This is a genomic window from Cellulosimicrobium sp. Marseille-Q8652 (genome assembly GCF_965112045.1).
Map to the genome: position 1 here is coordinate 1,518,482 of NZ_CBCOPS010000001.1, position 25,932 is coordinate 1,544,413.

The window sequence follows — 25,932 nt, forward strand, 5'->3', positions numbered from 1 at the left end:
TGTCAGGCGAAGCCCAGCGACCCGAGGAACCCCCGCACGAGCTCCTCCCCGCGCGGGGAGTCCGGCACCCAGAAGAGGAGGTTGTAACCGGGTCCGTCCGCCTCACGCAGCGCGACCTGGACCTGGACGGCGGACGCGCCGTCGGAGGAGAAGGGCTGGCGCTCGACGAGGACGTAGTCCGCACCGGTGACGTCGACCGTCTCGACGGTCGCATCCCACGTCCTCTCCGCCTCGGCCACGTAGGCGTCGTCGGGCACCTCCCACGTGGCGTACCCGGCGGCGAACGAGGCCTCGAGCATCGCGGGCTCGGCCGCGCCGAGGGCGTCCTCCTCCCCGCCGACCCACCTCTGGTATCTCGGGCCGCTCCGCGCGGGATCCGGGTCCGGCGTCCACGACGGCGGCATCGCGTACGTCAGCCCGGCGATCTCCTGCGGCTCCCAGCCGTCGGGGACGCCGGGCACGACGCCCTCCACGCGCGGCAGCGCGGCGGTGAGGACCTCGCCCGGAGGCTCCGGGCCGAGCGGCGACGCGGTCGGGGTGGCCGCCGGCCCCGGGAGCGGCGCACCGTCGAGCCGGTCGGCGACCGAGGAGAAGATCACGACGGCGGCGACGACGACCGCCGCGAGGGCCCCACCGGCCGCCATCCGGCGTGCACGCACAATCCGCACAGCACGGTCGGCCATCGCGTCCGGGTCGAGCTCCGGCACGTCGACCGTCCCGACGACGTCGTGCAGACGGTCGAGGAACGGGTCGGTGCGGGTCATGACGATCCCCTCTCGCTGGCGGGCATCCCTGCGGCCGACGCGGTGATGGTGGGTGAGGTTGCGCCCGGGCCGTCGTCCGGCTCCCCGAGGAGGACCCGCAGCCGCGCGAGCCCGCGCGACGCCTGGGACTTGACGGTCCCCGCCGGGACTCCCAGGGTCTGCGCGGTCTCGGCCTCCCCGAGGTCGAGGAGGAAGCGCAGCACCACGACGCGCCGCTGCTTGACCGGCAGCTCCGCGAGCGCCCGGACGACCCGGTCGCGCTCCCCTACCTGCGTGTCGGGCGCGGGCGCGACCCGTGCTGAGGCACCGGTCGGGCGGCCCTCGTCGGTGAGGTCCACGAGGTCCTGGGGGTCGACCGCGCGCTCGCGGCGGGTCCGCCGCCACGTGTCGACGCGCAGGTTCATGAGGACGGTCCGCGAGTAGGCCAGCGGCGAGCCGTCACGCACCCTGCCCCACGAGCGGTACGTGCGCTCGAGCGTCTGCTGCACGAGGTCCTGCGCACGGTGCTGGTCGCCGCAGAGCATGTAGGCGACGCGGTAGAGGGTCGCGGCGTGCTCGCGGACGAACGCCGTGAACTCGTCGCGGGCCGTCGCGCGTCCACCGCCCGCGACGACGACCACCGGCGGCCCGTCCCCCTCGCTCACCCGACGTCTCCGGATCTCGGTCTCATGACGACGTAGACGCAGCGGGGGGCCGGGAGGTTCCGTCCGCCACCTATCAGCCCGACGGCGGACCGAGGGCGTCCTCGATCTCGGCGACGCGGGCCGCGACGAGGGCGCGCACGACGTCGTCGGGGAGGGGATGGTCCGCGCTGAACCGGATCGTGCCCTTGGCGTGCGACCAGCCGTCGAGGCGCGGGACGACCGCGGCGACCGCGGCCGGGCTGAACGGGTACACCGCGAGGTGCTTCGCCGCGCGGACGGCGCTGAGCAGCGGCCTGCCGCGGTACGTCAGCGCGGGCATGCCGTAGCCGGTGCCCTCCTCGGCGCCAGGCACCGTCTCCCGCGCGAGGGCGACGACGTGCTCGAGGGCTCCGCGCTCCGGCTCGGCGAGGTCGGCGAGGTAGTCGGTGACGGTCCCCATCAGGCCATGCTCGCGCGCCGCCCGCGGGTGCGCGCGTCGAGGGGACCCGGCTCGCAGCGCGCCCGACCTGCGAGATCACACCGCGTCGCGCTTGACCTCAACCGTGGTCGAGGTCCTAGCGTGGCAGGACACCGACGGAAGGAACCTGAGGAACCATGCCTGTCTACACGCTGCCCGAGCTGTCCTACGACTACGGTGCGCTGGAGCCGCACATCTCCGGGCGGATCATGGAGCTGCACCACTCCAAGCACCACCAGGCCTACGTCACCGGCGCCAACACCGCCCTGGACAAGCTCGCCGAGGCCCGCGAGTCCGGCGACTTCGCCGCGATCAACCTCCACGAGAAGAACCTCGCGTTCAACCTCGGCGGCCACGTCAACCACTCCGCCTTCTGGACCAACCTCTCCCCCGAGGGCGGCGGCGAGCCCACCGGCGAGATCGGCGCCGCGATCGACGAGCACTTCGGCTCCTTCGACGCCTTCAAGAAGCAGTTCGCCGCCGTCGCCGCAGGCGTCCAGGGCTCCGGCTGGGCCATCCTCGCCTGGGACTCCATCGGCCAGAAGCTCATTACCGTCCAGCTCTACGACCAGCAGGGCAACATCCCCCTCGGCCTGACCCCGATCGTCCTGCTCGACGTGTGGGAGCACGCCTACTACCTCGACTACCAGAACGTGCGCGCCGACTACGTCACCGCCTGGTGGAACCTCGTCAGCTGGACCGACGCCGAGGCCCGCCTCCAGCGCGCCCGCACCCAGACCGCCGGGCTCATCGTCCCCTGAGCACACCGCCAGGCGACACCGCCTGACGACGAGAACGTCCTGGGGGCCGCTATCCATCGGATAACGGCCCCCAGGACGTTCTCGGCAGCGCTCGCGTGCCCCCCGCGGGTTCAGACCGGACGTTGCGCGAGCCACTGGGCGAAGGTCTCCGTCGCGAGGGTCGCTCCCGGTCCGGGAAGCAGGTCGCCGCGCACCATCGCCCGGCCGAAGCGGCCGGGGAACGGGACCTCCAGCACGCGGCCACCGCGTCGCGCCGCCGCGACGTAGGCCCGGACCATGTCGGCGAGGCGCTCCTCCTGCGGTCCCGCGAGCTCACCGGCGTCCCCCACGGGATCCCCGAGCGCGCGGTCGACGAGCACCACGGCGAGCTCGCGCGTCGAGACCGGCTGCGTGCGCATCCGCGGCACGAGCACGACCGGCCCGATCGCCGTCTGCCGCACGGTCTGCGCGGCGAACTCGTGGAACTGCGTCGCCCGCAGGATGCTCCACGGCACCGAGCCCGCGCGCACCGCGCGCTCCTGCGCGAGCTTGCCGGCGTAGTACCCGCCGGGCGCCGCCTCGATGCCGACGATCGAGAGCACGACGTGGTGCCGCACCCCGTCGCGCAGCCCCGCCGCGAGCAGGGCCCCGGTGGCGGCCTCGAAGAACGCCGTGGACCGGCGCGCGGAGAGCGTCGTGACGTTGCTGACGTCGATCACCGCGTCGACGCCGCGCAGGTCCACGCCCGGGCCTGCGACCAGGTCGACGCCCTCCGCGCGGCTGAGCACCCGCACGTCGTGGCCGAGCTCCTGCAGCCGGGCCACGACGGGACGCCCGACCGTGCCGGTCCCGCCGGCGACCGCGACCGTGGTCATGCCGCCACCTCCCGCGTGCGGGCCGGGCGCCCGGGGAGCATGAGCAGCACGCCCAGCAGGAGGCTCCCGCCGAGCGTCACCACGTTGCCGATCGCGTCGACGGGCCCGAACGAGCCCAGCTCCCCCAGGTGGTAGACGAGGTGCGGGAGCCCGAACACGGCCCACGCGACGCCGACGACGCGCCCGGCGTCGGGCGTCCGGGAGAACGACGCGGCCACGCTCGCTGCGGCGAGGCCGAGGTAGAGCGCGCCGACGTCGCGGACGAGGTGCTCGTTGAAGGGGCCGTCGACCGAGATCCAGATGCGACCGAGCCCTGGGAACGAGTCGTAGAAGGAGACGGGCAGGAAGGCCGCCCACGCTCCGACGACGGCACCGATGAGCGCGGTCGCCAGCAGCAGGACGCGGCGGGTGGTGAGGGTCATGCACGTCTGACGAGACAGGGCCCGCGAACGTGAGGTCGGCGCGGCAGGAGAGGATGTCGGGGTGGATCCCTCCGAGCGCCGGCACCTCTTCGGCGTGGCGTACCGCATGCTCGGCACGGCCGCCGACGCCGAGGACGCCGTCCAGGAGACCTACCTGCGCTACTACCGGCTGAGCGACGACGAGCGCGCCGCGATCCTCGAGCCGCGCGCGTGGCTCACGCGCGTCGCCGGACGGGTCTGCCTCGATCTGCTCGGCTCCGCGCGCCGGCGGCGCGAGAGCTACGTGGGCGAGTGGCTTCCCGAGCCTCTCCCGGCTCACGACCCCGGCTCCCCGGACCCGCTCGAGCAGGTCAGCCTCGACGAGTCGGTGAGCACCGCGCTGCTCGTCGTGCTCGAGACGCTGACGCCCGCGGAGCGCGTCGCCTACGTGCTGCACGAGGTGTTCGCGGTCCCCTACGCCGAGATAGCCGACGTCGTGGGCCGCTCGCCCGACGCGTGCCGGCAGCTCGCCGCGTCGGCGCGGCGCCGCATCCGCTCGGGACGGGCGGTGTCCACCCCGCGGAGCCGGCACGACGAGGTGGTGCGCACCTTCGTCGCCGCGTGCCGCGGGGGCGACCTGGCGGCCCTCCTCGCCGTGCTCGACCCCGCGGTCGAGCTGCGGTCCGACGGCGGCGGCCTGGTCAGCGCCGCGCGCCGTCCGGTGCTCGGTGCGGACCCGGTGGCGCGCTTCCTGCTCGGCGCGATCGCGAAGAGCCACGGGACGACCGTCTCGGAGCGCGCGACCGGCGACGGGACCGGCCTCGTGCTGGAGCGGGACGGCGTCGTTGTCGGGGTGGCGAACCTCGGCGTCGCCGACGGTGTCGTCTCGGACGTCTGGCTGGTGCTGAACCCGGAGAAGCTCGGCGCCTGGGTCCGCTGACCCGCCGCGGCGGCGGTCGGTCCGCCGGCAGCGGCGGTCAGTCCGCCGTGACGAAGAGGTGGCGCGCGACGTCGTCGGGCAGGTCGAGCACGACGTCCGCGCCGTCACCCGACACGGTCACGCCACCGGCCGCGGGCTCGACGACGAGCGTCCGCCGCGGGAAGACCCCCGCCTCGACGAACCGCGCGAGCAGCTCGACGTCGACCTGGATCGGCTCGGCGATGCGCTGCAGGACGACGCGCGCCTGCTGGCCCGACCGCACGCCGTGCGCGGCGAGGTGCGCGGGCAGCGACGAGACGCCGTCGAGGTACTCGACCTCCGGCAGGTCCTCGCCCAGCTCGCGCAGACCCGGGATGGGGTTGCCGTAGGGGTCGTGCGCGGGGTGGTCGAGCAGCCCGATGAGACGCTCCTCGACGAGGTCGCTCATGACGTGCTCCCAGCGGCAGGCCTCGGTGTGCACCTGCTCCCAGTCGAGCTTGATGACGTCAGTGAGCAGCCGCTCGGCGAGGCGGTGCTTGCGCATGACGCGGACGGCGGTCTGGTGGCCGAGCGGCGTGAGCTCGAGCTGGCGGTCGCCGCCGACGACGACGAGCCCGTCGCGCTCCATGCGGGCGACTGTCTGCGACACCGTGGGGCCGGAGTGCCCGAGCCGCTCGGCGATCCGGGCGCGCAGCGGCGGGATGCCCTCCTCCTGCAGCTCGTAGATCGACTTCAGGTACATCTCGGTGGTGTCGATCAGGTCGGTCACGAGGCCTCCCGGGGCGGCGCGCGGCGGTACGAAGAACTCTTCTCTGGAACCGTTCCAGTCTAGCCGCTCGGCGCGGACACGATGTTGTGTCCCTTGCGCATACTGTGTGACGCACACTATGGTGTGACACATGATCGATCCAGAGATCTCCGCAGGACACAGCCAGGAGGTGCGGCGCGGCTCCGTCGTCGTCGCGAGCCTGCTGATGCTGCGCACACCGGGCTACGGGTACGGGCTGCTCGAGTCCCTCGCCGCGGCCGACCTGCCCGTCGACGCCAACACGCTCTACCCCCTCCTGCGGCGGCTCGAGAAGCAGGGCCTGCTCGTCAGCGAGTGGAACACCGACGAGGCCCGGCCGCGCAAGTTCTACCGGACGTCCCCCGACGGCGAGCGGCTCGCGCGCACGCTGCTCGACGAGTGGACGTCCGTCGCCCGTCACCTCCAGACCATCGACACCGAGAAAGGCCGGTCATGACGCTCACCGACCGCTACGTCGCGGCGACCCTGCGCCGCATCCCCGCCGAGCAGCACGGCGACATCGAGGACGAGCTGCGCACGTCCATCGCGGACGCCGTCGACGCCCAGGTCGAGACGGGCGTCGACCCGGAGTCTGCCGAGACGGCGGTGCTCACCGACCTCGGTGACCCCGACCGGCTCGCGGCGGGCCTGGCGGGCCGGCCGCTCCAGCTCATCGGCCCCGGGCTCTACCTCACCTGGTGGCGCCTGCTCACGACGCTCCTGTGGGTGGCCCCGGTCCCGGGCGCCGTCGTCCTCGGGGTCGGGCTGTTCGACGGCGACCCCGTGGGCACCGCGATCTGGTCGGGGATCTGGACGGCCGCCTCCGTGGCGCTGCAGATCGCCTTCTGGACCACGCTCGTCTTCGCGATCCTCGAGCGCACCGGCCACGGCCGCGCCGACGACCTCACCGGCCCGTGGACGGTCGACCGCCTGCCCGACGTGCGCGAGCGCCGCGAGGTGAGCCTCGCCGACACCGTCGCGTCCGTCGGCCTCCTCGCCCTCGTCGTGGCCGCGCTGTTCCTCCAGCGGTCCGTGTCGTGGTTCCACACGGCCGACGGCGCGCCGATCCCCGTGCTCGACCCCGGCCTGTGGCCGGGGTGGGTCGTCCTCTTCCTCGCCGTGGTCGCGGTCGACGCCGTCATCGCGATCGTCACGTACGCACGCGGCCGGTGGACCGTGGGTCTCGCGACGCTCAACACCGTCTCCGCCGTGGTGTTCGCCGTCCCGACGGTCTGGCTCGCGACGAACGACCGGCTCGTCAACCCGGCGTTCCTCGAGGCGTCGGGGGGCGACTCGCTCACCTGGCTCACGCCCGTGATCGTCGCGAGCGTCGTGGTGATCTGCGGGTGGGACGTCGTGGACGGCTGGGTGAAGGCCCTCCGCGCGCGCCGCGCCTAGGCTGTGCCGGTGACCTCGCGCCGCCTCGACCGCGTCCGCGACGGGGTCGAGGCGGCGTCCACGCGCGACGGCTTCACGCTCGACCCCGGTCAGCGCGACGTCCTGGCGCGGCTCCTCCAGGTCGCCGCCGGGCTTCTCCGCCCCGGTCCCCGGCGCCGCACCGCACCGCGCCCGGACCGGCGCGGCCTGTACGTGTGGGGGCCGCCGGGACGGGGCAAGTCGTGGCTCGCCGGGGCGTTCTTCACGGCGCTCTCGGCCGAGCTCGCCGACGGCGGGACCCAGCGCGTCCACGTGTACGTCCTCTTCCGCGAGCTGCACGCCGCGATCCACGCGCGCCGGGCGGCGGCCGCCACGGGGCCGCGCACCGCCGTCGGGCACGACGGCCCGACCCGCGGGTGGCGCACCCGCCCGGCGGACCAGGCGTGGCACGCCCCCGAACCCGACCAGAGCCCCGACCCGCTGCCGAGCGCGGTCGACGCCGCGATCGACGACCTCCTGCGCGGCACGACGCTGCTCTACCTCGACGAGCTCCACCTGCACGACCCCGGTGACGCGACCCTCCTCACCCGGCTCCTGCGCCGGGCGTTCGAGGCGGGCGTCGTGGTGCTCGCGACGTCGAACGACGCGCCCGCCACGCTCCTGCCGAACCCGCTCTGGCACCACCTCGCCGAGCCGGGCATCGCGCTCCTGCGCGAGCACCTCGACGTCGTCGAGCTCGCCGGCCCGACCGACTACCGCTCTCTCGGCGGGCGCGGGCGCACCGGCTTCGCCGCGGGCGCGTGGCTCGCACCGGGCACGACGGCGCAGCTCGCCGCGCGGGGCCTGCACGCCCCTGGTCTCGCAGAGGCGACGCGCCTGCGCTCCGGGTCGCGCACCTTCACGGTGTCCGCCGCACGCGAGGAGCACCACGACGGGCCGGCGGAGCTCTGGGTGACGTTCGAGGACCTGGCGACCCGTGCGACGTCGACCCTCGAGTACCTCGACTGGGCCGCCCGGTTCCCCCGGTGGGTCGTCACCGGCGTCCCGCTCCTCACCGCGGTCGACCGCGAGGCCCAGCAGCGGCTCGTCGCCGTCGTGGACGTGGTGTGCGACGCGGACGTCGAGCTCGTGGTGACGTCGCCGTACGACCGCGGGACGTTCCTCGCCGCGCGCACGGACCGGCCCGACGCGTTCCGCACGGCGAGCCGCCTCCAGCTCCTCGACGCCTGCACGGACCTGGGGGTGGGTGGCGAGGGCTACGATCGGCCCCGACGCGGCACCCACCCCGACCGGAGGTACTCGTGGCACCCAGTGACGGCAGCGGCACGGGCGACGACCGCTCGCGCCGCCCCCGATCCGCCGACACCCTGACCTGCTCGTTCTGCGGGAAGTCGCAGAAGCAGGTCAAGAGGCTGATCGCCGGGCCGGCGGGGGTCTTCATCTGCGACGAGTGCGTCGCGCTGTGCCTGGAGATGGTCGACGAGGACCGCGAGCCGGAGAACCAGGACGTCGTCACGGGCGACGGGCGCCTGCCGACCCCGCACGAGATCTTCGCGCACCTCAGCACCTACGTCGTGGGGCAGGACGGCGCCAAGCGCGCTCTCGCCGTCGCCGTCCACAACCACTACAAGCGGATCCGCGCCGCGGCGGCCGCCGCCGAGGCGGCCGAGGCCGCGGGAGAGGCCGTGGCAGAGCCGGGCGACGGCCTCGACGACGTGGAGCCTGGCGAAGTCGAACATCTTGTTGATCGGTCCGACGGGGACGGGCAAGACGTATCTGGCGCAGACGTTGGCGCGGATGTTGAACGTGCCGTTCGCGATCGCGGACGCGACGGCGCTCACCGAGGCGGGGTATGTCGGTGAGGACGTGGAGAACATCTTGTTGAAAGCCTGGTGCAGGCGGCGGACTTCGACGTGAAGAAGGCCGAGCAGGGGATCATCTACATCGACGAGATCGACAAGGTGGCCAGGAAGGCGGAGAACCCGTCGATCACCCGGGACGTGTCGGGTGAGGGTGTGCAGCAGGCGTTGTTGAAGATCATCGAGGGCACGAGCGCGTCGGTGCCGCCGCAGGGTGGGCGCAAGCACCCGCACCAGGAGTTCATCCAGGTGGACACGTCGAACGTGCTGTTCATCGTGGCGGGGGCGTTCGCGGGGTTGGACGACATCGTGGCGGCGCGGGCGCGCAAGCGTGGGGTGGGGTTCGGTGCGCCGATCGACACGGGGGCGGGGGAGGACCTGTTCGCGCAGGTGCGTCCGGAGGACCTGCACCGGTACGGGTTGATCCCGGAGTTCATCGGGCGTCTTCCGGTGATCGCGTCGGTGGGGGCGTTGGACGCGGAGGCGTTGGTGCGGATCTTGACCCAGCCGAGGAACGCGTTGGTGCGTCAGTACCAGCGGATGTTCGCGATCGACGGGGTGGAGCCTGGAGTTCACCGACACCGCGGTGGAGGCGGTCGCGGAGCAGGCGTTGCTGCGCGGGACGGGGGCGGGGGCTGCGCGCGATCATGGAGGAGGTGCTGCAGCAGGTGATGTTCGACGTGCCGTCGCGCGATGACGTGGAGCGGGTCGTGATCACCCGTGAGGTCGTGCTCGACAACGTCAACCCGACCATCGTGCCGCGCGCCACGACCCGCACCCGCACCCCCGCGAGAAGTCCGCCTAGGTCCACGGGCCGGCGCGCCGGGCCACGTGCCGCCCGCTCAGCCGACGAACAGGCAGAACGGGTGACCCGCGAGGTCCGCGTAGACGCGCAGCGGCTCGTCGGGGTCGTCCGAGCGGTCGTGCAGGAGCCGAGCGCCGAGCGCGAGGGCGCGCTCGTGCTGGCGGTCGAGCTCCGCGACGTCGGGCACCGTGCAGTCGAGGTGGAGCTGCTGCGGCACGTCGGCGTCGGGCCACGTCGACGGGGCGAGCGTCTCGACCTGCTGGAACGCGAGCTGGACGCCGCCGGGCGCGGCCCGCAGCACGAGCCAGTCGGCGCCCGCCGGGTCGGGTTCGCCGGGCGGTGGCGGCTCGTCGCCCGCCCGGTACCCGAGCCCGAACAGCTCGCGGTAGAACTCCGCGAGCGCCCGAGCGTCCGTCGTGTCGAGCACGACCTGGGCGATCCGGGGACGGGCCTCGGCCACGGTGACCACCTCCGACCCCACGGTCCGACGCCGCTCGCGCGCTCGCAAGCACGTCGACACCCTCCGGGGTGAGGATGGGACCCGGGACAGACGCGGAGCGAGCGGGAGGTACGGACGTGACGGACGCGGAGGCACGGCTCGCGCAGCACGTCGCCGAGGCGGCGGACGCGTGGCTGCGCGACCCGCTCGACGCGGGCGTCTACCGCCGGCTCGTGGCCGCCACGGTCGCGTGGCGCTCCCGCACGGTGGACGACGGCGGGCCCTCGCACCGCCCGGTCGACGAGCCTCCGCCGACGGCCGCTGACGAGGCACGCGAGATCGGCGTCCCGCCCGACGACGCGAGGTACCTGCGTCCCGACCGCGCACCGCGTCCGGTCGGCAGCGCGCTCGCGGACGTGGCGAGCATGCTCCGCGCCCGGTCGGACGCCGCCCGGTCGGACGACGCCCGTGCCGACGCCGCACCCCGTGAAGACTGACGGGCTCCGACGGGCCGCTCAGCCCGTGCCGCACGTCGGGGTCGGCGCGACGCCGGCGAGGCGGTCCTCGGTCCAGCGCAGCAGGTCCGGGACGAGCGGCGAGCCCGCCTCGACGAGGCCCACGTGGTCGACCCCGGCGTACCTGCGGTAGTCGACGGGCTGGCCCTGCGTGCAGCGCGTCCCGACGTACGCGTCCTGCATGCCGGGCACGAGCAGCGTGTCCTCCGACCCCTGGGCGATGAGCAGCGGCGCCGGCACGGGCCCGACCGGGACGTTCTCCGCGAGGCGGTCCCCGAACGTCCCGGTCGTCGGGTCGCCCGTCCACAGCGGCTGGTCCATGGCGAGCGTCTCCGCGAGCGAGACGAGCGCGCCCGGTTCCGCGAGGCACCGCGTCGCCATCTCGCGCACGACGATCCGTGCGCCCGGGCGGACGGCGTCGTACGGGTCGGCCTCGGGGTACGCGGCCGCGTAGGCCTGGACGACGTAGGACGCGAAGATGCCGCCGCCCGGCACGGACTCGAGGTGCTCGACGAGCGCCGGCAGGTCGCTCGCCGGGGCGAGCGCCGCGACGCCCGCGAGCGGCACGTCCTCCGCGTACCGCGGCGCGACCTGGCCCGTCCAGAGGGCGGCGTGCCCACCCTGCGAGTGGCCCCAGACCACGGTCTGCTCGCCGAGCGCGACGCCGTCGAGCGCGCGCGCGGCGCGGACCGCGTCGAGCACCGACCGCCCCTCCCCCTCGCCGATCAGGTACGGGTGCGGGGCGTCCGCCCCGAGCCCCGTGTAGTCGGGTGCGACGAGCGCCCAGCCGCGCGCGAGCACCTCGTCGAGCAGGTAGAACGCCCCCGAGCCGAACGGGTCGTCGAGGACCGACGGCGCGCACCCCCGCGCGAACCCTGTCGTGCCGTGGGCCCACGCGATGACGGGGGGCGGGGGGCCGCCGTCGGGCACGTCGGGGAGGACCACGATGCCGCTCGCGACGGCGGGCTCGTCGTCGTCGCGCGTCGTCGTGTAGAGCACGCGCCACGCGGTGGCGCCGTCGGGGACCGCGCGCGAGAACGGCTCGGCACGCACGAGCTCGCCCGGCTCCGACGGGACCGACGGTGGCGGGTCGTAGAACGCGTCGGGTCGCGGTGTCCCGCTCTGGACCACGAGGCTCGCGGCGGCGAGGCCACCTGCGAGGACGACTGCGACGACCGCCCCGGCGAGGCCGGCGCGGCGCGGGCCGCCGGACGGGGGCACGACGTCGGTCCCGGGCTCGGCGCCGAGGTCCCGGGACGGGCGGACCCCGCCGACCACGAGGCGCACGCCGAGCACGACGAGTCGGACGCCGAGGACCACGGCCACGACGAGGACCGTCACGTCCGGCCAGGCGAGCGCGAGCAGCCCGAGGACGGCGCTCGCGACGCCGAGCATGACGAGCGTCCACCGCTCGACCCCGCGCTCGACCATTCCCTCGAGGACGTCGAGCACCCCCGCGGCGAGGAGACCGGCCCCGACCAGGACCGTCACGACGAGCAGCGAGGGACCCGGCCAGAGCGCGACGGCGCCGGCGAGGGCGAAGAACGTCAGAGCGCGCGCGACGCGCAGCCCCGGCCGCCCGGCCGGTGCCTCGGGGTCCTGCGACGCGACCCGGCGGTCGCCGACGAGCTCGGCCACGCCGAGCAGGACCGCCCCCGCGACCACCATCACGACGAGGAGCGCGAGCGAGGCGAACGGACGCAGCACCGCCACGGCACCGACCAGCACGCACGTGGTCCCCAGCACGACGGAGACCCACGGGGGCAGCCGGTACCGGGCGTCGCGCCGGCGAGCGCGCAGCATCGCACCGAAGCGGGTCACGCCGCGAACGTACTGTCCGGGCGGCGGACCCGCGCGGGGACGGCGCCACGGTGGCGCACCCGGCGCTGCGGGCCGGCGCCGGGTCCGGCCCGTCCGTACGCAAGAACTGAACTTCTGCCCGCAAACCGACGACAGACTCTTGTGTGCGACCGCCGCCAGGCCTAGGGTCTGCACGACGACGGCGCGCGGTGGTGCGACCACGCGCCGACCGGCGGGTCAGCGCACCCGCCGGGCGGAACGGAGGCCCGCGCCCGGGCGTCCTCCCCGGCCCCCCCCCGCCCGGCGCCCCCCCCCGCGCGCCCGCCCGCGCGCGCCCCGCCCCGCCCCCCCCCCGCGCGCCGCACCGCCGCGGCCGTCGCCCTCGCGCTCGTGGCCGGCACGGCGTCGGCGGCGATCGGCCAGGGACGGCCCGTCCCGGTACCGACCCCGGTGACGCGCGCCGCCGTCGGCCCCGCGCTCGTCGAGGGCCGTGGTGCGGACGTGCCGTTCGTCGAGCAGGAGGCGGAGAGCGCCGTGACGACGGGGACCGTGATCGGTCCCGGTCGCGACGCGTACACCCTCGAGGCCGAGGCGTCCGGGCGGTCGGCGGTCCGGCTCACCGCGGGCCAGCACGTCGAGTTCACGCTCCCCGCTGCCGCGAACGGCATCACGGTGCGCTACGCGCTGCCCGACGCGCCCGCGGGCGGAGGGATCCGCGCGCCGCTCGACGTCTCGGTGCTGCGCCAGGGGAAGAAGGTCGGCGTCGACCGCCGCATGACGCTCACGTCCGAGTACTCCTACCTGTACAACCAGTACCCGTTCACGAACGACCCGACCGCGGGCCTCCTCCAGCCGGACTGGTGGGTCACGGAGTGCGCGTGCGTCCCGTCGCAGACGACGCCCGTCCCGACGTTCGACACCCCGTTCCGGCCCATGAAGTTCTACGACGAGCAGCGCCTCCTGCTCGGGCGCACCGTCAAGGCCGGGGAGACGGTCCGGTTCACCATGCCCGCCGGCAGCAACGCGGCCTGGACCGTGATCGACCTGCTCGACACGGAGAAGGTCGCCCCGCCGACGATCCGCCTCCGCGCGGCCAGCGCCCTGCTCTTCGGCGCGGACCCCACCGGCCGCCGCGACTCCGCCGACGCGCTCGACCGGGCGATCGCGTGGGCGAAGAAGCGGGACCTCGAGGTCTACGTCCCCCCGGGCGTCTACCGGGTCGACCGGCACGTCATCGTCGACGACGTGACGATCCAGGGCGCTGGCAGCTGGTACACCGTCTTCCGCGGATCCGAGGTCGCGCTGGACGAGCCCGCCGAGGACGGGTCCGTGCACACCGGCGTCGGCTTCTACGGGCGGTACGCCGAGGACGGGGGCAGCCGCGACGTGCACCTGCGCGACTTCGCGATCGTCGGCGACGTGCGCGAGCGCGTGGACACGGACCAGGTCAACGGCGTCGGGGGCGCGCTGAGCGACTCGACGGTCTCCGGCCTGTACGTCCAGCACACCAAGGTGGGCCTGTGGTTCGACGGCCCGATGGAGAACCTCGTCGTCGAGGACAACGTGATCGTCGACCAGATCGCCGACGGTCTGAACTTCCACGGCGGCGTGACCGACTCGGTCGTGCGCGGCAACGTCGTCCGGAACACCGGGGACGACGGGCTCGCGATGTGGTCGGAGAAGCTCGCGAACACGGGCATCGTGTTCGAGCGGAACACGGTCCAGTCGAACACCCTGGCCAACGGCATCGCGGTCTACGGCGGCTCGGACAACACGGTGCGCGGCAACCTCGTCGCCGACCCGGTCCGGGAGGGCAGCGGCCTGCACGTCGGGGCGCGGTTCGGTGCCGAACCGTTCGCGGGCACGCTCGACGTCACCGACAACACCGCGGTGCGTGCCGGGACCTACGAGCTCAACTGGAACATCGGGCTCGGCGCGATCTGGTTCTACGCACTGGACGGCGACATCGACGCCGACGTCCGCGTGACGGGGGACCACTACCTCGACAGCACCTACAACGCGATCATGCTCGTGTCCGACTGGGGAGTGAAGGACCAGGTCTCGATCGAGGGCGTCGCGTTCGAGGACGTGCGCGTGGACGGGACGGGGACGTCCGTGGTCAGCGCCCGCGTCCGGGGCGGCGCGTCGTTCGAGAACGTCGACGCGCGGAACGTCGGCTGGGCGGGCGTGAACAGCTGCGGGTCGTTCAACTTCCCCGCCGGCGGCACCGAGTTCACGCTCACCGACCTCGGCGGGAACGACGGCACGTCGCTCAGCCCGTGGGGGCCCGGGCGGGTGAACTGGCTCGGCCAGTTCGTGCCGAACGCGCCGTCGTGCAGCGACCGGCCACCTGTCGTCGCTCCCCCGGCGCCGTCGCCCTGGGTGCAGCCGGTCGGCTGACCGAGCCTGAGTGCATGAAATAGTCGCGAAGGGACGATTCGACCGCGACTATTTCATGCACTCAGGGGTGGGCGCGTGGGTAGGGTCTCCCGGTGATCGTTCTCGGACCGGACGACGACGTCGTCGCGCACCTCGGCCACGTCCCCCGGCGCCTCACGGTCGCCGGGGTGTCCGGGTCGGGCAAGACGACGCTCGCGGGCCGGATCGCCCAGCGGCTCGGCGTGCCGCACACCGACATCGACGGCCTCCACCACGGCCCCGGCTGGGTGCCTCGACCGGAGTTCCTCGACGACGTGCGCGCCCTGCTCGCGCAGGACGCGTTCGTCACGGAGTGGCAGTTCTCGGGGGCGCGCCCGCTGATCCTCGCGCGGGCCGAGGTGCTGGTGTGGCTCGACCTGCCGACGAGGGTGACCATGCGCCAGGTGGTCGGGCGGACCGTGCGGCGCTCCGTGCGCCGCGAGGTGCTGTGGAACGGCAACGTGGAGCCGCCCGTCTGGCGGTCCGTCTTCCAGCCCCCGGAGGAGAACATCGTCCGATGGTCCTGGGTCACGCGGCACAAGTACCGGGACCTGCCCGAGCGGCTCGCCCTCGAGGCGCCGCACGTCGCGCTCGTGCGGCTGCGGTCGCGGCGCGAGGTCGAGCGGTGGGTCAGACGGCTTCCGACGCGACCTGGCGCGTGAGCTCGTCGACGATGGGCACGTCGCCGTCGAGCCAGTCCACGGTGTGCCACTCCCCCGGCTCGAGCCACGCGAGCTCGTCGTGCTCGACGAGCGGCTGAGGGTCGCCGTCGACGACGCGCGCGAACCACAGGCGCATGACGTGCCGGTCCGTGATCACCCAGGTCCCGTGCTCGGGCCCGACGACCTCGTCGCCGAGCTCCACGTCCACCCCGAGCTCCTCGCGCAGCTCGCGGTGCAGCGCCTCCTCCGGCGTCTCCCCCGGGTCGACCTTGCCGCCCGGGAACTCCCAGCGTCCGGCGAGGTGCGGCGGGCGGGACCGTCGCGCAGCCAGCAGCAGGCGTGGCGCCGCGAGGTCGTCGACGATGGCCGCGGCCACGACGAGTCTGCGCAGAGTCATAGGCGGAGTGTCGCACGTCGGCGTGTCGTGCCGGTGGCACGCACGTCGCGCACGACCTCGCCTCAGCGCAGGCCGGCGGCGCGGGCCCAGGCCACCGCCTCGGCGCGGGTCGAGACGCCGAGCTTGCGGTAGAGGCTGCGCACCTGCGACTTGACGGTGTTGCGGGTGACGAAGAGCTTGGTGGCGATCTGCTCGAGGGTCACGTCCTCGGACAGGTTCGACAGGACGACGCGCTCGCGGCGAGTCAGCGGCGCGATCGGCTGCGACGACGCAGCCAGCGGGAACGCCGACGGGCGGACCAGCTCGATGGTGCTCATGATTCTCCTCCAGATGTCTCCGGTCACGTCACACCCCTGACGGATCCGGTGTGGTGCTACTGGAAGAGATGGGTGACGGTCTCGTTCATGACGCGACTTTTCGCACCTGATTCAGGACGTTCGTCCTGAAGCCTCTCCCAGCCCGGCCCGCGGAGGGCCTGTGGCGGTGTCGTCGCAGGTCAGGACGCGCGACGGTAGGACAGCAGGACGAGCGCGACGGCGACGTGCGACGCACCGGCGTGCCGGTCCTCGGTCACGACGTCGACCGCCAGGTGCTCGACGAGCGGCACCATCCCCTGAGCGAGGTCCTCCTGGAGCGTCCGCTCCAGGGCGTCGCTGAGCGCCGCCATCGCGGCGTCGACCGTCGGGCGCGGGCCGGACGACAGGTAGGTCGGCGTCGGGACCTGCGGACGGGCCGTGACCGTCTCGTCGTCGTGACGGACGTCGTGACCGGCGCCCTGACGCTCGTCGAGCGCCGGGACCGGGTGCGGGCTGGTGCGGAACATGAGTCTCCCCCTGTGGAGCCGTCGGGGGCCGTCCCCCGAGGCACGACCCACGTTCCCCGACCTCCCTCAAGGACCCAGGTCCCGAACCCCAACGAAGGCTCAGGATTGGCTCAGGTTCCTGGTCCGTCGAGCCGGGCGGCCCGTCGCAGCCCGTCCAGGGCGTCGGGGATCTCGGCACCCGGCCCCGCACGGAGCACGTCCTCCAGGTGCCGCGCGGCGTCCGTGAGCGCTGCGTCCCCGAACGTCCCGGCCGAGCCGGCCAGGTCGTGGCACAGGCGTGCGGCCTGCTCGCGCGAGCCGGGGTCCGGTGCCCCTCCGGTGCCGAGCAGCTCCAGCACCCGGCCCGTGCGCTCGACGTTGCGACGCCGGGCGCGCTCGGAGAGCAGGGCGAGCGAGTCGTCGAGCGACGGGATGGGGCCGGGCCGGTCGTCGGCCGTCACCGCACCCACCCGAGGACCTCGGCGAGCCTGCTGGAGAGGGTCAGGGGGTCGAACGGCTTGGTGAGCACGGCCGCCGCGCCGAGCCCGTCGAGCCGGGAGATGTCCTGGGTGCCGACCTTCGCCGTGAGGAACACGACCGGCACGTCGTGCAGCGCCTCGTCCGCCCGGATCCGGGCCAGCACGGCAGGGCCGTCGACCGTCGGCATCATCACGTCGAGGAGGATCACGTCGGGGCGGACCTCTCGCGCGATCGTCATCCCCTCGGCACCGTCACCGGCGGTGTGCACCTCGTGGCCGCCGACCGCCGTGAGCGCGAGCGCCGCGACCTCGCGGATGGACGCGTCGTCGTCGATGACCACCACGCGTCGACCCCCTGGTGCCACGTGTGCCGTCCCCCGTCCGCTCGCCGGTCGCCCCGACGACCGTAACCCAGCGCCGCGCCCGTCGCCGCCGGACGGCGAGCACCGCACCCGTCGCCTACGCTCGTCGCATGCAGGAGGGGCGGCGCGCGGCGGCGCGAGCCAGGGAGAGCTTCGTCCGCTGGTGCTGGGTGGCCGGTGTCGTCGTGCTCGTCCTCCTCGTGCTGCTCGCGAGCCCCCTGGACCAGTCGACGCGCGAGGAGATCTCCCGGTTCTCGATCGCCGCGGCAGGGGTCGTCGCGGCCGTGAGCTGCGGGTGGCGCGCGTCGCGGTCGACGGGGCGCCGACGGCGGGCCTGGGGCCTGCTGTCGCTCGGCGGCGTGGTGGGTCTGCTCGGGAACGTCTACGCCGCGGTGGTCGGCGACCCGTCGACCGGTGACGTCGCCTACATCGCGGCCCTCGCCCTCGGGGTGGTGGGGCTCGCGCTGTTCCCGACCGTGCCTCCCCGCGGGCAGGAGATCGTCCGCATGCTGCTCGACAGCGTGGTGGTGGGCGGGTCGGTCCTCTACATCTCCGTCTTCGCGGTCGTCCTCGAGGGGGAGTCCTGGCAGTCCGCGCCGTCCGCGACCGCCTATGCCCTGCCGGTGGTCGACGCGCTGCTCGCGACGCTCGCCGTGCTCGTCATGACGCGGTCGAGCGCGTCCGAGCGCGTCCCGCTGGTCCTGGTGGGCAGCGGCTTCGTGCTCTACGCCGTGGCCGACGTCGCGTTCGCCCTCCTGTCGGCAGGCGGCGAGTTCACGTTCGGCAGCCCTGTCGACGTCGCCTGGGTGGGCGGCTACCTCGCCATCGCTCTCGCCGCGCGACACCCTGCGGCGTCGGGCAGCCCGGTCGTGGACCGGCGCGCCGACGGGTCCGCCGTCCTCGGCACGGCGGTGACCTTCGTCCTCTTCCTCGCCGCGGCGCTCGTCCGCGTCGCCCAGGCGGGCGGGACGACCCCGGGGATCGCCAACGCCCTGTGGGTCGGGGTGCTCGTGGCCGTGGTCGCGCGCCAGATCCTCGTGGTCGTGGACAACGAGTCGCTCCGGCACGGGCTCGAGCGACGCGTCGAGGAGCGCACGGGGCAGCTGCGCGCGCTCGCGAGCGAGCGCGAGCGCACGCTCGAGTCGGTCGCGGACGGCATCTACGGCGTGGACGCGTCCGGACGGGTCACGTTCGTCAACGCCGCCGGTGCCCGCACCCTCGGGGCGTCGGCCGAGGACCTCGTGGGCCGGGAGGCGCACACGACGTTCCACGCGCCGTCCGAGGACGGCACGCCGTACCCGGTCGAGCGCTGCTACATCACGGAGGCCGTCCGCGACGGCGTCACGGCCACGGCCGAGCTGGACGTGTACCGCCGCCTCGACGGGAAGGACGTCCCCGTCGAGGTGACCGCCAGCCCGCTGCGCGACGACGGGGCGATCCGCGGCGCGGTGGTCGTCTTCCGCGACGTCGCCGAGCGCCGCGAGGTCGAGCGCATCAAGGACGAGTTCGTCTCGGTCGTGAGCCACGAGCTCCGGACGCCGCTCACGTCGATCCGTGGTGCGCTCGGCCTGCTCGAGAGCGGGGTCCTCGACACCGACCCGGCCCAGGCGACGCGCATGGTGCACATCGCCCTCACCAGCAGCGAGCGCCTCAACCGGCTCGTCGACGACATCCTCGACATCGAGCGCATGGACGCGGGCACGACGTCGCTCGAGCTGGCCGACCACCCGGTGGAGGAGCTCGTGGCCGCCGCGCTCGAGCAGGTCGCGATCCTCGCGACCGACGCCGGGGTCGTCCTGGACTCGTCCGGCACCGGACCGGAGGTGGTGCACGCCGACGGCGAGCGCATCGTCCAGACGCTGACCAACCTGCTGAGCAACGCGGTGAAGTTCTCCCCCGGCGGGGGGAGGGTGCGCGTGTCGACGGTCCCGGTCGGCGAGATGGTCGAGCTGCGCGTCGACGACGAGGGGCGCGGCATCCCGGCGGACAAGCTGGAGGCCGTGTTCCGCCGGTTCGAGCAGGTCGACGCGTCGGACGCCCGGGAACGCGGCGGGACCGGGCTGGGCCTCGCGATCGCGCGGAGCATCGTCGAGCGCCACAGCGGACGCATGTGGGCCGTGAGCGACGGCGAGGGCACCGGGTCCAGCTTCCGCCTCACGCTGCCGCGCGTGGCGGTCCCGGCGCCCCGGACCCTGCCCGCCGAGCCGTGGACCGAGCGCGCGGCGAGCGACCGGCCCGGGACGCACGACGAGCCGGCCGACGACCTCGGGCTCCCCACGCCACGGGTCGTCGTCGTCGACGACGACCCGTACGTGGTCGACGTCCTGCGCGAGGTGCTCGAGGCGCGCGGGTACGACGTCGTCGGCGTGACCGACGGCGGCGAGGCGATCGCGCTCGTCGAGGAGGAGCATCCTGCCGCCCTCGTCCTCGACCTCGCCATGCCCGGCACCGACGGGACCGAGGTGCTCGGTCGGCTGCGGCGCACCGCCGCGACCGCGGACGTGCCCGTCGTCGTCGTGTCGGGGACCCGGTCGACGGAGGCGCGCGAGGCCGCGGTCCTCGCGGACGGCTGGCTGGTCAAGCCGGTCGACCCGGCCCGGCTCGCGCAGACGGTCCACGACGTCATCCGGCTGCGTCCCCACCACGGGCGCGTGCTCGTCGTGGAGGACGACGACGACCTGCGCACCGTGCTCGCCACCGTCCTCGAGCGCGGCGGGCTGGTCGTGACACGGGCCCGCTCCGTCGCCGAGGCACGGGACGCCCTGAGCCGCGAGGACGAGCCGGACCTCGTCGTGCTCGACCTCGCCCTGCCCGACGGCTCGGGCCAGGACCTCGTCGCGGACCTCCGCCGCGACGGCAGGCTCCGCAGGCTCCCCGTCGTCGTGTACAGCGGCACCGAGCTCGGTTCCGACGAGCGGGCCGACCTCGGCCCGGGGCCCACCGTCTTCCTGACCAAGGGTCGCGCCGCGCCGGAGGGCATCCTCCGGCCCGTGCTCGACCTCCTCGACGCCGCCTCGGGGCTCGTACCCCGTGAGCACGCCGACGTCCCCCCGACCCCGACCCAGAGAACCCCATGACCAACGCACTGACCATCCGCGTGAGCTCCGGCACCGGTACCGGCCGGACCACCCTCGCCGCCTTCGACGCCGCCCTCATGGCCGCCGGGGTGGCCGACTACAACCTCGTACGGCTCAGCTCGGTGGTCCCGCCGGGCAGCCGGGTGCTGGAGGTCGCCGGCGGCGACCAGCTGGTCGGCGCGCACGGCGACGCGCTGTACTGCGTGTACGCGGAGGCCCACGCGCAGCTGCCCGGGCACGAGGCGTGGGCCGGCGTCGCGTGGTCCCTGCGGGACGACGAGAGCGGTGCCGGGCTGTTCGTCGAGCACGAGGGACCGTCGCACGAGCAGGTCGAGACGGACCTCACCCACAGCCTCGAGGACCTCTCGGCGACCCGGGGCGGGATCTACCACGAGGCCGGCCGGCACCTGGTCGGCATCACGTGCGAGGCGCTCCCGGTGGCGGCCGTCGTCGTGGCGACGTTCCGCCGCGCGGGCTGGGAGGAGGCCGGCGGTGCGCGCTGAGGTGACGTTCGAGACGACGGTCACGGACGACGTCGCGGAGCGGTTCTGGCGCCTGTACCTCGAGGCGTTCGAGCCGCTGCGCACGCGTGCCGCGGCACGGCACGTGCTCCACCACGAGGAGTTCGTGGAGGAGATGGAGGACCCGCGCGTCCTCAAGCTCCTCGCGCACGACGGTCACGGCGAGGCGGTGGGCATGACGACGCTCGCGACGGACCTCGCCGCCGTGCCCTGGGTCAGCCCCGAGTTCTTCGCCGCGCGCTACCCCGAGCACGCCGCTCGCGGTGCGGTCTGGTACATCGGGTTCACGCTCGCGCACCCGGGCCGGCGCGCGACACGGACGTTCATGGACATGATCGACGCGCTGGTGGCGCACCTCGCGGAGCACCGCGTGGTGTGCGCGTACGACGTCTCGCGCTTCAACGACGACTCGCTGCGCTTCGCGGACAACCTCCGTCGCCACCTCGAGCGCCACCAGGACGTCACCGTCGAGACGGTCGACCAGCAGTCGTACTACGCCACGACGTTCCACTGACGGTGCCGCCGACGCCGTGCCGCCGCGGGCGACCTGAGGTCGCCCGCGGCACGGACGCGCGTCACCGCACCGTGACGGTGATCTCCCTGCTCCGCGTCTCCCCCGCGGCGTTGGTCAGCACGGCGACGTAGGCGTAGCGGCCGGGGGCCTGGCCCGTGAGGACGGTCGACGCCGACTGCGCGGCGCCGCCCTCGCCCGGCACGAGCTCCTGCCGGTCGATCTCGACCCCGTCCTCGTACAGCGCGTACCCGGTCGCCTGCGTGCCCCACCACTTGTTCACCGTGACGGTGTAGTCGCCGTCGCGGTCGTGGTTGTCGTGCGACAGGTCCGGCGTGCCGGGGTTCGCGTCCGTCACCCGGACGGTGTGTGAGCCGGCGCACGGGGTGACCCCGGCGGCGTTCTCGAGCTCGCACGTGTAGGTGTACGCACCGTTCGTCCGGCCCGTGACCGGGACGGCGACCCGCTGCGCCCGCGTGCCGCCGTGGACGAGCGGCTGCGTGCTGACCAGCTCGCCGTCCTCGTACAGGCGCAGCGTCGTCGCGTTCTCGCCCCACCACAGGTCGACCATCACGGCGTAGTCCCCGTCGCGCAGGCCCGTGTCCCAGCCGTTGTCGTCGCTGATCCGCGCCTGGCCCGGCTTCCCGGCCGGGACGAGGACGTCGAGCGTCCCGACGACGTCGTTCACCTCGACCGTCAGCGTCGCCCGTCCGGGTACGACGGCCGTGACCTCGTGGGACACCGGGTCCAGCGCGACGACGGTCCCGCGCGGCGCGTCCTGCGCAGCACCGACGAAGACGCCGTCCGTGCCGCTCCAGGCCGCCGAGACAGGCCACGCGACCGGGACCACGCGGTCGTCGTCCTGGACCACGGTCGCGCTCACCGCACCCGACGCGCCGACGGCCAGCTCGGCGGGACCCGCGACCTCCACGGCGTCCGCGCGCGCGTTGACCTCGACGGCGAGCCACCCGGCTCCCGGCTCCCCCGGCACCCCTCCGGACGGGTCGGACCACGTGCCCTGGGCGGGGTCGATCCCGAGCATCGTCCAGCCCGTGAAGCCACCGTCGTCGGGCGTGCTCGCGGGGCTCTTGCCGGAGTTGCCGTTGACGACGTACGGGACGCCGTCCTCGGTCTTCGCGTGGAAGACCCCGACGTGCGAGCCGACGCTCGCGACCGACTTGCCCGACGTCTCGCGGAAGTCCTCGAGCCAACCGCGCACGACGTCCGCCTCGAGCCGGTCGACGAGCTGGCTCGCCTTCGTGGGCAGCGGGTCGTCGACGGGGTGGTGCGCCACGACGACGACGCCCGTCACCGCGTCGTCCTCCGCCGCGGCGTCGAGCTGCTCGCGCAGCATCCGGAGCTGGGCGTGGTCGGCGTTGAGCGTGCCGGCCGCGGTGTTGAGCAGCACGAGGCGGGTGCCGTCGACGTCGAGGTGGCGCGTGGTGTCGCCGAACTCGTCGACGAAGTTCTCGATCGAGCCGCCCATGACCTCGTGGTTGCCCGGGACGTAGTACCAGGGCAGGTCGGTCCCGCCGAGCTCGTCGTCGAGGATCTCGCGCGCGAGGTCGAAGTCGGCGGGCGACGCCTCGTCCACCAGGTCGCCGTTGATGACGAGCACGTCGGGCCCGGACGCGACGATCTCCCGGAGGGTGCGGCGCGCGCCCTCCACCGCCCCCGACTCCGGCGACCGTGCGACGAACTGCGCGTCGGACATCACGGCGACGCGGAGCGGGGACGCGTCGGTGGCGTTCTCCGCGACGACGACGTCGTCCTCCACGCGCCCGGCCTGCGGCGTCTCGACCGCCGGCGGGACGTGCGCCCGCAGGTCGCTGATCGTCATGGCGCCCGTGTACTGCGCCGACGCGCGCGTCTCGAGCACGCGGACGCGCTGCAGGCGCAGCGGGAAGTCCACGCCCGCGGGCACGGCGAAGGTCACCTGCTGCCAGCCCTCCCACGAGACGTTCGGGCCGTCGAGCTGCGTCGTGACGCCGTTGCCCTGCTGGACCTGCAGGCGCAGCCACGCGCCGCTCGCGTCGCCGTCCACCCACATCGTCAGCCGCTGCGGCTGCCCCGCGATCTCGCGGGTGGTCTCCGGGACGACGGCGTACTGGCCGCGCGTCGCGGTGGACTGCGTGAAGTCGTACGAGAGGCGCAGGCCGGGTGCGCCGTCGTGACCCTCGGCGGGAGCGACGCCACCCCCGGGGGCACGGTCGTTCGCCGCCTTCCACGTCGAGGCGTCCGCGAAGTCGGCCACGGGGACCTGCTCGAGGGAGACGGCGACCGCCACCTGGGCCCGGTGCTCACCGACGGCCAGGTCGAGCGTCACGGCCCCCGACGGCGCGGTGCCACGGACCGTGAACGTGCCGGACGTCCCCGGCTCGACCGCGACGACGCCCTCTCCCCCGCTGACGACGACGTCGCGCGCCTCGATCGGGGCGGAGTACCCGTCGGCGTCGTACCCCGTGAGGGTGAGCGTCGCGGTCGACCCGGCGTCGGCGAGGCTGACGACCGGCTCGTCGACGGCCACGCGGACCAGCGGCCCGAGGACCCGGAGCTCGTGGCTGCCGGTCGCCGTGCCGTCGGGGCCGCCGACGGCCGTGACGGTGGCGGTGCCCGGTGCGACGCCGGTCACCGTGCCGTCGGTGGCGTCCGCGACCGCGTCGTCGGTGCTCGCCCAGGCGGACGGCCCGGCCTCGACGGGCGACCCGGCCTCGTCGTACGCCTTCGCCGTCAGCGTCCGGTGCAGCCCGGGGAACACCCGGTCGGCGTCGTCGGCCGTGAGGGCCGGGGCGACGGCGAACGCGCTCGCGACACCCGACCCGCCCGCGACGAACAGCCCCAGGCCGTTCGCGTCGCGGCGCTCGGTGCCGTCGGCCGGGGAGTTGAGGATCGTCGTCGACGCGTCGCCGGGCAGGCGCGCGTTCATCTGGCTCGACCCGCCGCCGTCCAGGTTGATCGCGTCGTCGGCGCCGAGCTGGCCCAGGAGCTCGCCGAGCTCGGGCAGCGTCATGCCGGTGCTGTGCGACTGGCGTCCGTCGACGACCACGAGGTAGGCGGTCGCGCCGTCCTCGCTGAAGCCGATCGCCGTGCGAGGGTGCCGGACCAGCGAGTGCCCGCCCTCCCACGAGGTCGGCTCACCGTCCTCGAGGAGCCAGTCGCCCTGGTCGCCACCGACCGCGACGGCGACGTCGCCCGCGTCCGCCCGCAGCCCGTACTCGAGCGTCACCGGGTCGCCGGGCGCGAGCGCCGCGAGCGCGTCCGCCGCCGCGCCGGGGCGTGCGACGACGGCGCGCACGCCCTCGTCCAGCCGTCCGCTCCCGGGCGTGCCGACGGAGGTCACCGTCCCGTCGGGGCCCACGAGCACCTCGACGCCCGGCTCCCCCGCCGCCAGGACCCGCGTGCGGGTGTGGGCGCCCCACGCGCTGTCGAAGACGGCGACCCCTCCCGTCGGGACGGCCGTGACGTTGAGACCCGCGACCGGGTGCGCCGCCTGCTGCGCGCCGACGCTCACGCTGCCCTCGAGGAACAGCTCGGCCAGGCGCCCGAGCCCGTCGGAGCCGATGACCGCGGAGCGCTCGCGGCCGGACACCGCCGAGGACAGCAGGGCACCGTCGTCCACGGCGGTCCCCAGCGGCGCACCGGAGCTGTTGATGTCGAAGAAGTCGCCGTTCACGGCCGCGACGGCGCCGCGCGACGCGGCCATCTCGCTGACGGTCGCGTTCCCGGCCACCGCGTCCGGGCCGAGGTACCCCACGCGCACGTCGTCCGAGCCCAGCTCGGCGACGAGCACCTCGCCGCTCAGCCAGCCGTCGCGCCCGAGGCGCGTGAAGCTCGTCTGCTCGAGCCCCGGCGCGATCGTGCGCTGCTCCACGTCGGTGACGAGGGCGTCGCCGGCGTCGTCGAGCGCGAGCTCGCGCGGCACCGGCCAGGCGGACGTGGGTGCCGATCGCGCGACGGTCCCCGCGGCCGTCCCGCCGGGAGCTGCCGACGCAGGCGCCGCGAGCCCCGTCGTCACCAGGCCGGCGGCGACGAGCGCCCCGGCGAGCCGCGTCGCCCGGTGCCGGGCCGTTCGGTGGGCGGGTGCCGGTCTCGGCACGGTGTCGAGCGTCATCGCTGAGGTCCTCCGGTCGGTGCCTGTCGTCGTATGGCGAACACTTTCACGCAGAGGGCTCCCTGTGAAGGTTTTCGCCGTGACGTCTCGTGACCGGCCGCGCGGACCGGACCGGACGTCGTCGTCCAGGGTCCGGCACGGACCTGTCCGACAGGGCACCTCCCGGTGAACGCACGGGGCACCCCGGGCGAACTCGCCCGGGGTGCCCCG

Annotated in this window: 25 protein-coding genes and 1 pseudogene; 12 read left to right on the forward strand and 14 right to left on the reverse strand. The window is 74.4% G+C overall.

Annotated elements, in window-relative coordinates:
* Nucleotides 1-2 precede the first annotated feature (2 nt).
* The 3 genes from ACWPWV_RS06615 to ACWPWV_RS06625 all read right to left on the reverse strand — a co-directional run bounded on the left by ACWPWV_RS06615 (nucleotide 3) and on the right by ACWPWV_RS06625 (nucleotide 1,847).
* On the reverse strand, nucleotides 3-764 hold the full coding sequence (locus ACWPWV_RS06615) for a hypothetical protein (RefSeq protein WP_454042139.1): 762 nt from the start codon (nucleotides 762-764) through the stop codon (nucleotides 3-5).
* Nucleotides 761-1,408 carry a SigE family RNA polymerase sigma factor gene (locus ACWPWV_RS06620; RefSeq protein WP_454042140.1) on the reverse strand — a complete coding sequence of 216 codons (648 nt, stop codon included), beginning with the start codon at nucleotides 1,406-1,408 and terminating at the stop codon, nucleotides 761-763. Before ACWPWV_RS06620 ends, ACWPWV_RS06615 begins: the two co-directional genes overlap by 4 nt.
* A 73-nt stretch (nucleotides 1,409-1,481) precedes the next feature.
* Entirely contained in the window at nucleotides 1,482-1,847 is a 366-nt protein-coding gene (locus ACWPWV_RS06625) for an iron chaperone (RefSeq protein ID WP_454042141.1), read from the reverse strand.
* A gap of 155 nt (nucleotides 1,848-2,002) precedes the next feature.
* Here ACWPWV_RS06625 and ACWPWV_RS06630 point away from each other — a divergent pair, with 155 nt between their 5' ends.
* Complete coding sequence (locus tag ACWPWV_RS06630) at nucleotides 2,003-2,626, forward strand: superoxide dismutase (RefSeq protein WP_454042142.1); 624 nt, start codon at nucleotides 2,003-2,005, stop codon at nucleotides 2,624-2,626.
* 110 nt (nucleotides 2,627-2,736) lie between these two features.
* On the opposite strand, the gene ACWPWV_RS06635 is transcribed toward ACWPWV_RS06630, so the two are convergent.
* Together ACWPWV_RS06635 and ACWPWV_RS06640 are read right to left on the reverse strand one after the other, a co-directional pair.
* Nucleotides 2,737-3,480 (reverse strand): SDR family oxidoreductase, encoded by a 744-nt coding sequence (locus tag ACWPWV_RS06635; RefSeq protein ID WP_454042143.1) that lies wholly within the window; start codon nucleotides 3,478-3,480, stop codon nucleotides 2,737-2,739.
* On the reverse strand, nucleotides 3,477-3,902 hold the full coding sequence (locus tag ACWPWV_RS06640) for a hypothetical protein (protein ID WP_454042144.1): 426 nt from the start codon (nucleotides 3,900-3,902) through the stop codon (nucleotides 3,477-3,479). Before ACWPWV_RS06640 ends, ACWPWV_RS06635 begins: the two co-directional genes overlap by 4 nt.
* A gap of 61 nt (nucleotides 3,903-3,963) precedes the next feature.
* Between ACWPWV_RS06640 and sigJ the strand changes: the two genes are divergently transcribed.
* Entirely contained in the window at nucleotides 3,964-4,821 is an 858-nt protein-coding gene (gene sigJ / locus ACWPWV_RS06645) for an RNA polymerase sigma factor SigJ (RefSeq protein WP_454042145.1), read from the forward strand.
* Between the two features lie 37 nt (nucleotides 4,822-4,858).
* On the opposite strand, the gene ACWPWV_RS06650 is transcribed toward sigJ, so the two are convergent.
* Entirely contained in the window at nucleotides 4,859-5,569 is a 711-nt protein-coding gene (locus tag ACWPWV_RS06650) for an iron dependent repressor, metal binding and dimerization domain protein (RefSeq protein ID WP_454042146.1), read from the reverse strand.
* A gap of 130 nt (nucleotides 5,570-5,699) precedes the next feature.
* Here ACWPWV_RS06650 and ACWPWV_RS06655 point away from each other — a divergent pair, with 130 nt between their 5' ends.
* The 4 genes and pseudogenes from ACWPWV_RS06655 to clpX form a co-directional block, all read left to right on the forward strand.
* A complete protein-coding gene (locus ACWPWV_RS06655; protein WP_454042147.1) occupies nucleotides 5,700-6,044 on the forward strand; it encodes a PadR family transcriptional regulator in 345 nt (114 codons plus the stop codon).
* Nucleotides 6,041-6,985 (forward strand): permease prefix domain 1-containing protein, encoded by a 945-nt coding sequence (locus tag ACWPWV_RS06660; protein ID WP_454042148.1) that lies wholly within the window; start codon nucleotides 6,041-6,043, stop codon nucleotides 6,983-6,985. Before ACWPWV_RS06655 ends, ACWPWV_RS06660 begins: the two co-directional genes overlap by 4 nt.
* 9 nt (nucleotides 6,986-6,994) lie before the next feature.
* On the forward strand, nucleotides 6,995-8,335 hold the full coding sequence (zapE, locus tag ACWPWV_RS06665) for a cell division protein ZapE (RefSeq protein ID WP_454042149.1): 1,341 nt from the start codon (nucleotides 6,995-6,997) through the stop codon (nucleotides 8,333-8,335).
* A pseudogene (gene clpX, locus ACWPWV_RS06670) lies at nucleotides 8,266-9,605 on the forward strand (ATP-dependent Clp protease ATP-binding subunit ClpX); the annotation flags it as partial. The gene zapE and the pseudogene clpX, both read left to right, overlap by 70 nt.
* A 60-nt stretch (nucleotides 9,606-9,665) precedes the next feature.
* On the opposite strand, the gene ACWPWV_RS06675 reads toward clpX, so the two are convergent.
* Nucleotides 9,666-10,088, reverse strand: coding sequence for a VOC family protein (locus tag ACWPWV_RS06675; protein WP_454042824.1), 423 nt, complete (start codon nucleotides 10,086-10,088; stop codon nucleotides 9,666-9,668).
* Between the two features lie 116 nt (nucleotides 10,089-10,204).
* Here ACWPWV_RS06675 and ACWPWV_RS06680 point away from each other — a divergent pair, with 116 nt between their 5' ends.
* Nucleotides 10,205-10,564 carry a hypothetical protein gene (locus tag ACWPWV_RS06680; protein WP_454042150.1) on the forward strand — a complete coding sequence of 120 codons (360 nt, stop codon included), beginning with the start codon at nucleotides 10,205-10,207 and terminating at the stop codon, nucleotides 10,562-10,564.
* Between the two features lie 18 nt (nucleotides 10,565-10,582).
* Here the strand turns inward: ACWPWV_RS06680 and ACWPWV_RS06685 are convergent, their stop codons facing one another.
* Nucleotides 10,583-12,403, reverse strand: a complete 1,821-nt coding sequence (locus tag ACWPWV_RS06685; protein WP_454042151.1) for a lipase family protein — start codon at nucleotides 12,401-12,403, stop codon at nucleotides 10,583-10,585.
* 369 nt (nucleotides 12,404-12,772) lie between these two features.
* On the opposite strand from ACWPWV_RS06685, the gene ACWPWV_RS06690 reads away from it, so the two are divergent.
* Nucleotides 12,773-14,782 (forward strand): glycosyl hydrolase family 28-related protein, encoded by a 2,010-nt coding sequence (locus tag ACWPWV_RS06690; protein WP_454042152.1) that lies wholly within the window; start codon nucleotides 12,773-12,775, stop codon nucleotides 14,780-14,782.
* A 92-nt stretch (nucleotides 14,783-14,874) separates the two neighbouring features.
* Nucleotides 14,875-15,462, forward strand: coding sequence for an AAA family ATPase (locus ACWPWV_RS06695; protein WP_454042153.1), 588 nt, complete (start codon nucleotides 14,875-14,877; stop codon nucleotides 15,460-15,462).
* Here ACWPWV_RS06695 and ACWPWV_RS06700 read toward each other — a convergent pair.
* The 5 genes from ACWPWV_RS06700 to ACWPWV_RS06720 all read right to left on the reverse strand — a co-directional run bounded on the left by ACWPWV_RS06700 (nucleotide 15,431) and on the right by ACWPWV_RS06720 (nucleotide 17,484).
* Nucleotides 15,431-15,859, reverse strand: coding sequence for a (deoxy)nucleoside triphosphate pyrophosphohydrolase (locus tag ACWPWV_RS06700; protein WP_454042154.1), 429 nt, complete (start codon nucleotides 15,857-15,859; stop codon nucleotides 15,431-15,433). The two genes, ACWPWV_RS06695 and ACWPWV_RS06700, sit on opposite strands and share 32 nt — an antisense overlap.
* Nucleotides 15,860-15,921: 62 nt before the next feature.
* The gene (locus ACWPWV_RS06705) at nucleotides 15,922-16,176 is read right to left on the reverse strand and encodes a LuxR C-terminal-related transcriptional regulator (protein WP_454042155.1); all 255 of its coding nucleotides are present in this window, start codon (nucleotides 16,174-16,176) and stop codon (nucleotides 15,922-15,924) included.
* 179 nt (nucleotides 16,177-16,355) lie between these two features.
* Nucleotides 16,356-16,682 carry a hypothetical protein gene (locus tag ACWPWV_RS06710; protein ID WP_454042156.1) on the reverse strand — a complete coding sequence of 109 codons (327 nt, stop codon included), beginning with the start codon at nucleotides 16,680-16,682 and terminating at the stop codon, nucleotides 16,356-16,358.
* 110 nt (nucleotides 16,683-16,792) lie between these two features.
* Entirely contained in the window at nucleotides 16,793-17,122 is a 330-nt protein-coding gene (locus ACWPWV_RS06715; protein WP_454042157.1) for an Hpt domain-containing protein, read from the reverse strand.
* Nucleotides 17,119-17,484: a response regulator gene (locus ACWPWV_RS06720; protein ID WP_454042158.1), complete on the reverse strand. Its 366-nt coding sequence runs from the start codon at nucleotides 17,482-17,484 to the stop codon at nucleotides 17,119-17,121. Before ACWPWV_RS06720 ends, ACWPWV_RS06715 begins: the two co-directional genes overlap by 4 nt.
* 128 nt (nucleotides 17,485-17,612) lie before the next feature.
* Here ACWPWV_RS06720 and ACWPWV_RS06725 point away from each other — a divergent pair, with 128 nt between their 5' ends.
* From ACWPWV_RS06725 to ACWPWV_RS06735, 3 genes are read left to right on the forward strand one after another with little or no spacing between them, the layout of a single operon-like run.
* Nucleotides 17,613-20,579, forward strand: coding sequence for a response regulator (locus ACWPWV_RS06725; protein ID WP_454042159.1), 2,967 nt, complete (start codon nucleotides 17,613-17,615; stop codon nucleotides 20,577-20,579).
* Complete coding sequence (locus ACWPWV_RS06730) at nucleotides 20,576-21,082, forward strand: pyruvoyl-dependent arginine decarboxylase (protein WP_454042160.1); 507 nt, start codon at nucleotides 20,576-20,578, stop codon at nucleotides 21,080-21,082. The genes ACWPWV_RS06725 and ACWPWV_RS06730 overlap by 4 nt, the downstream gene beginning before the upstream one ends.
* On the forward strand, nucleotides 21,072-21,614 hold the full coding sequence (locus ACWPWV_RS06735) for a hypothetical protein (RefSeq protein WP_454042161.1): 543 nt from the start codon (nucleotides 21,072-21,074) through the stop codon (nucleotides 21,612-21,614). The genes ACWPWV_RS06730 and ACWPWV_RS06735 overlap by 11 nt, the downstream gene beginning before the upstream one ends.
* A gap of 61 nt (nucleotides 21,615-21,675) precedes the next feature.
* Here the strand turns inward: ACWPWV_RS06735 and ACWPWV_RS06740 are convergent, their stop codons facing one another.
* On the reverse strand, nucleotides 21,676-25,722 hold the full coding sequence (locus tag ACWPWV_RS06740; protein ID WP_454042162.1) for a phosphodiester glycosidase family protein: 4,047 nt from the start codon (nucleotides 25,720-25,722) through the stop codon (nucleotides 21,676-21,678).
* Between the last annotated feature and the right edge of the window lie 210 nt (nucleotides 25,723-25,932).

Coding starts and splice junctions, on each gene's coding strand:
- ACWPWV_RS06615 (WP_454042139.1), bottom strand. CDS start 764: ATGACCCGCACCGACCCGTTCCTCGACCGTCTGCACGACGTCGTCGGG.
- ACWPWV_RS06625 (WP_454042141.1), bottom strand. CDS start 1,847: ATGGGGACCGTCACCGACTACCTCGCCGACCTCGCCGAGCCGGAGCGC.
- ACWPWV_RS06630 (WP_454042142.1), top strand. CDS start 2,003: ATGCCTGTCTACACGCTGCCCGAGCTGTCCTACGACTACGGTGCGCTG.
- ACWPWV_RS06635 (WP_454042143.1), bottom strand. CDS start 3,480: ATGACCACGGTCGCGGTCGCCGGCGGGACCGGCACGGTCGGGCGTCCC.
- ACWPWV_RS06640 (WP_454042144.1), bottom strand. CDS start 3,902: ATGACCCTCACCACCCGCCGCGTCCTGCTGCTGGCGACCGCGCTCATC.
- ACWPWV_RS06655 (WP_454042147.1), top strand. CDS start 5,700: ATGATCGATCCAGAGATCTCCGCAGGACACAGCCAGGAGGTGCGGCGC.
- ACWPWV_RS06660 (WP_454042148.1), top strand. CDS start 6,041: ATGACGCTCACCGACCGCTACGTCGCGGCGACCCTGCGCCGCATCCCC.
- ACWPWV_RS06700 (WP_454042154.1), bottom strand. CDS start 15,859: ATGACTCTGCGCAGACTCGTCGTGGCCGCGGCCATCGTCGACGACCTC.
- ACWPWV_RS06705 (WP_454042155.1), bottom strand. CDS start 16,176: ATGAGCACCATCGAGCTGGTCCGCCCGTCGGCGTTCCCGCTGGCTGCG.
- ACWPWV_RS06710 (WP_454042156.1), bottom strand. CDS start 16,682: ATGTTCCGCACCAGCCCGCACCCGGTCCCGGCGCTCGACGAGCGTCAG.
- ACWPWV_RS06725 (WP_454042159.1), top strand. CDS start 17,613: ATGCAGGAGGGGCGGCGCGCGGCGGCGCGAGCCAGGGAGAGCTTCGTC.
- ACWPWV_RS06730 (WP_454042160.1), top strand. CDS start 20,576: ATGACCAACGCACTGACCATCCGCGTGAGCTCCGGCACCGGTACCGGC.
- ACWPWV_RS06740 (WP_454042162.1), bottom strand. CDS start 25,722: ATGACGCTCGACACCGTGCCGAGACCGGCACCCGCCCACCGAACGGCC.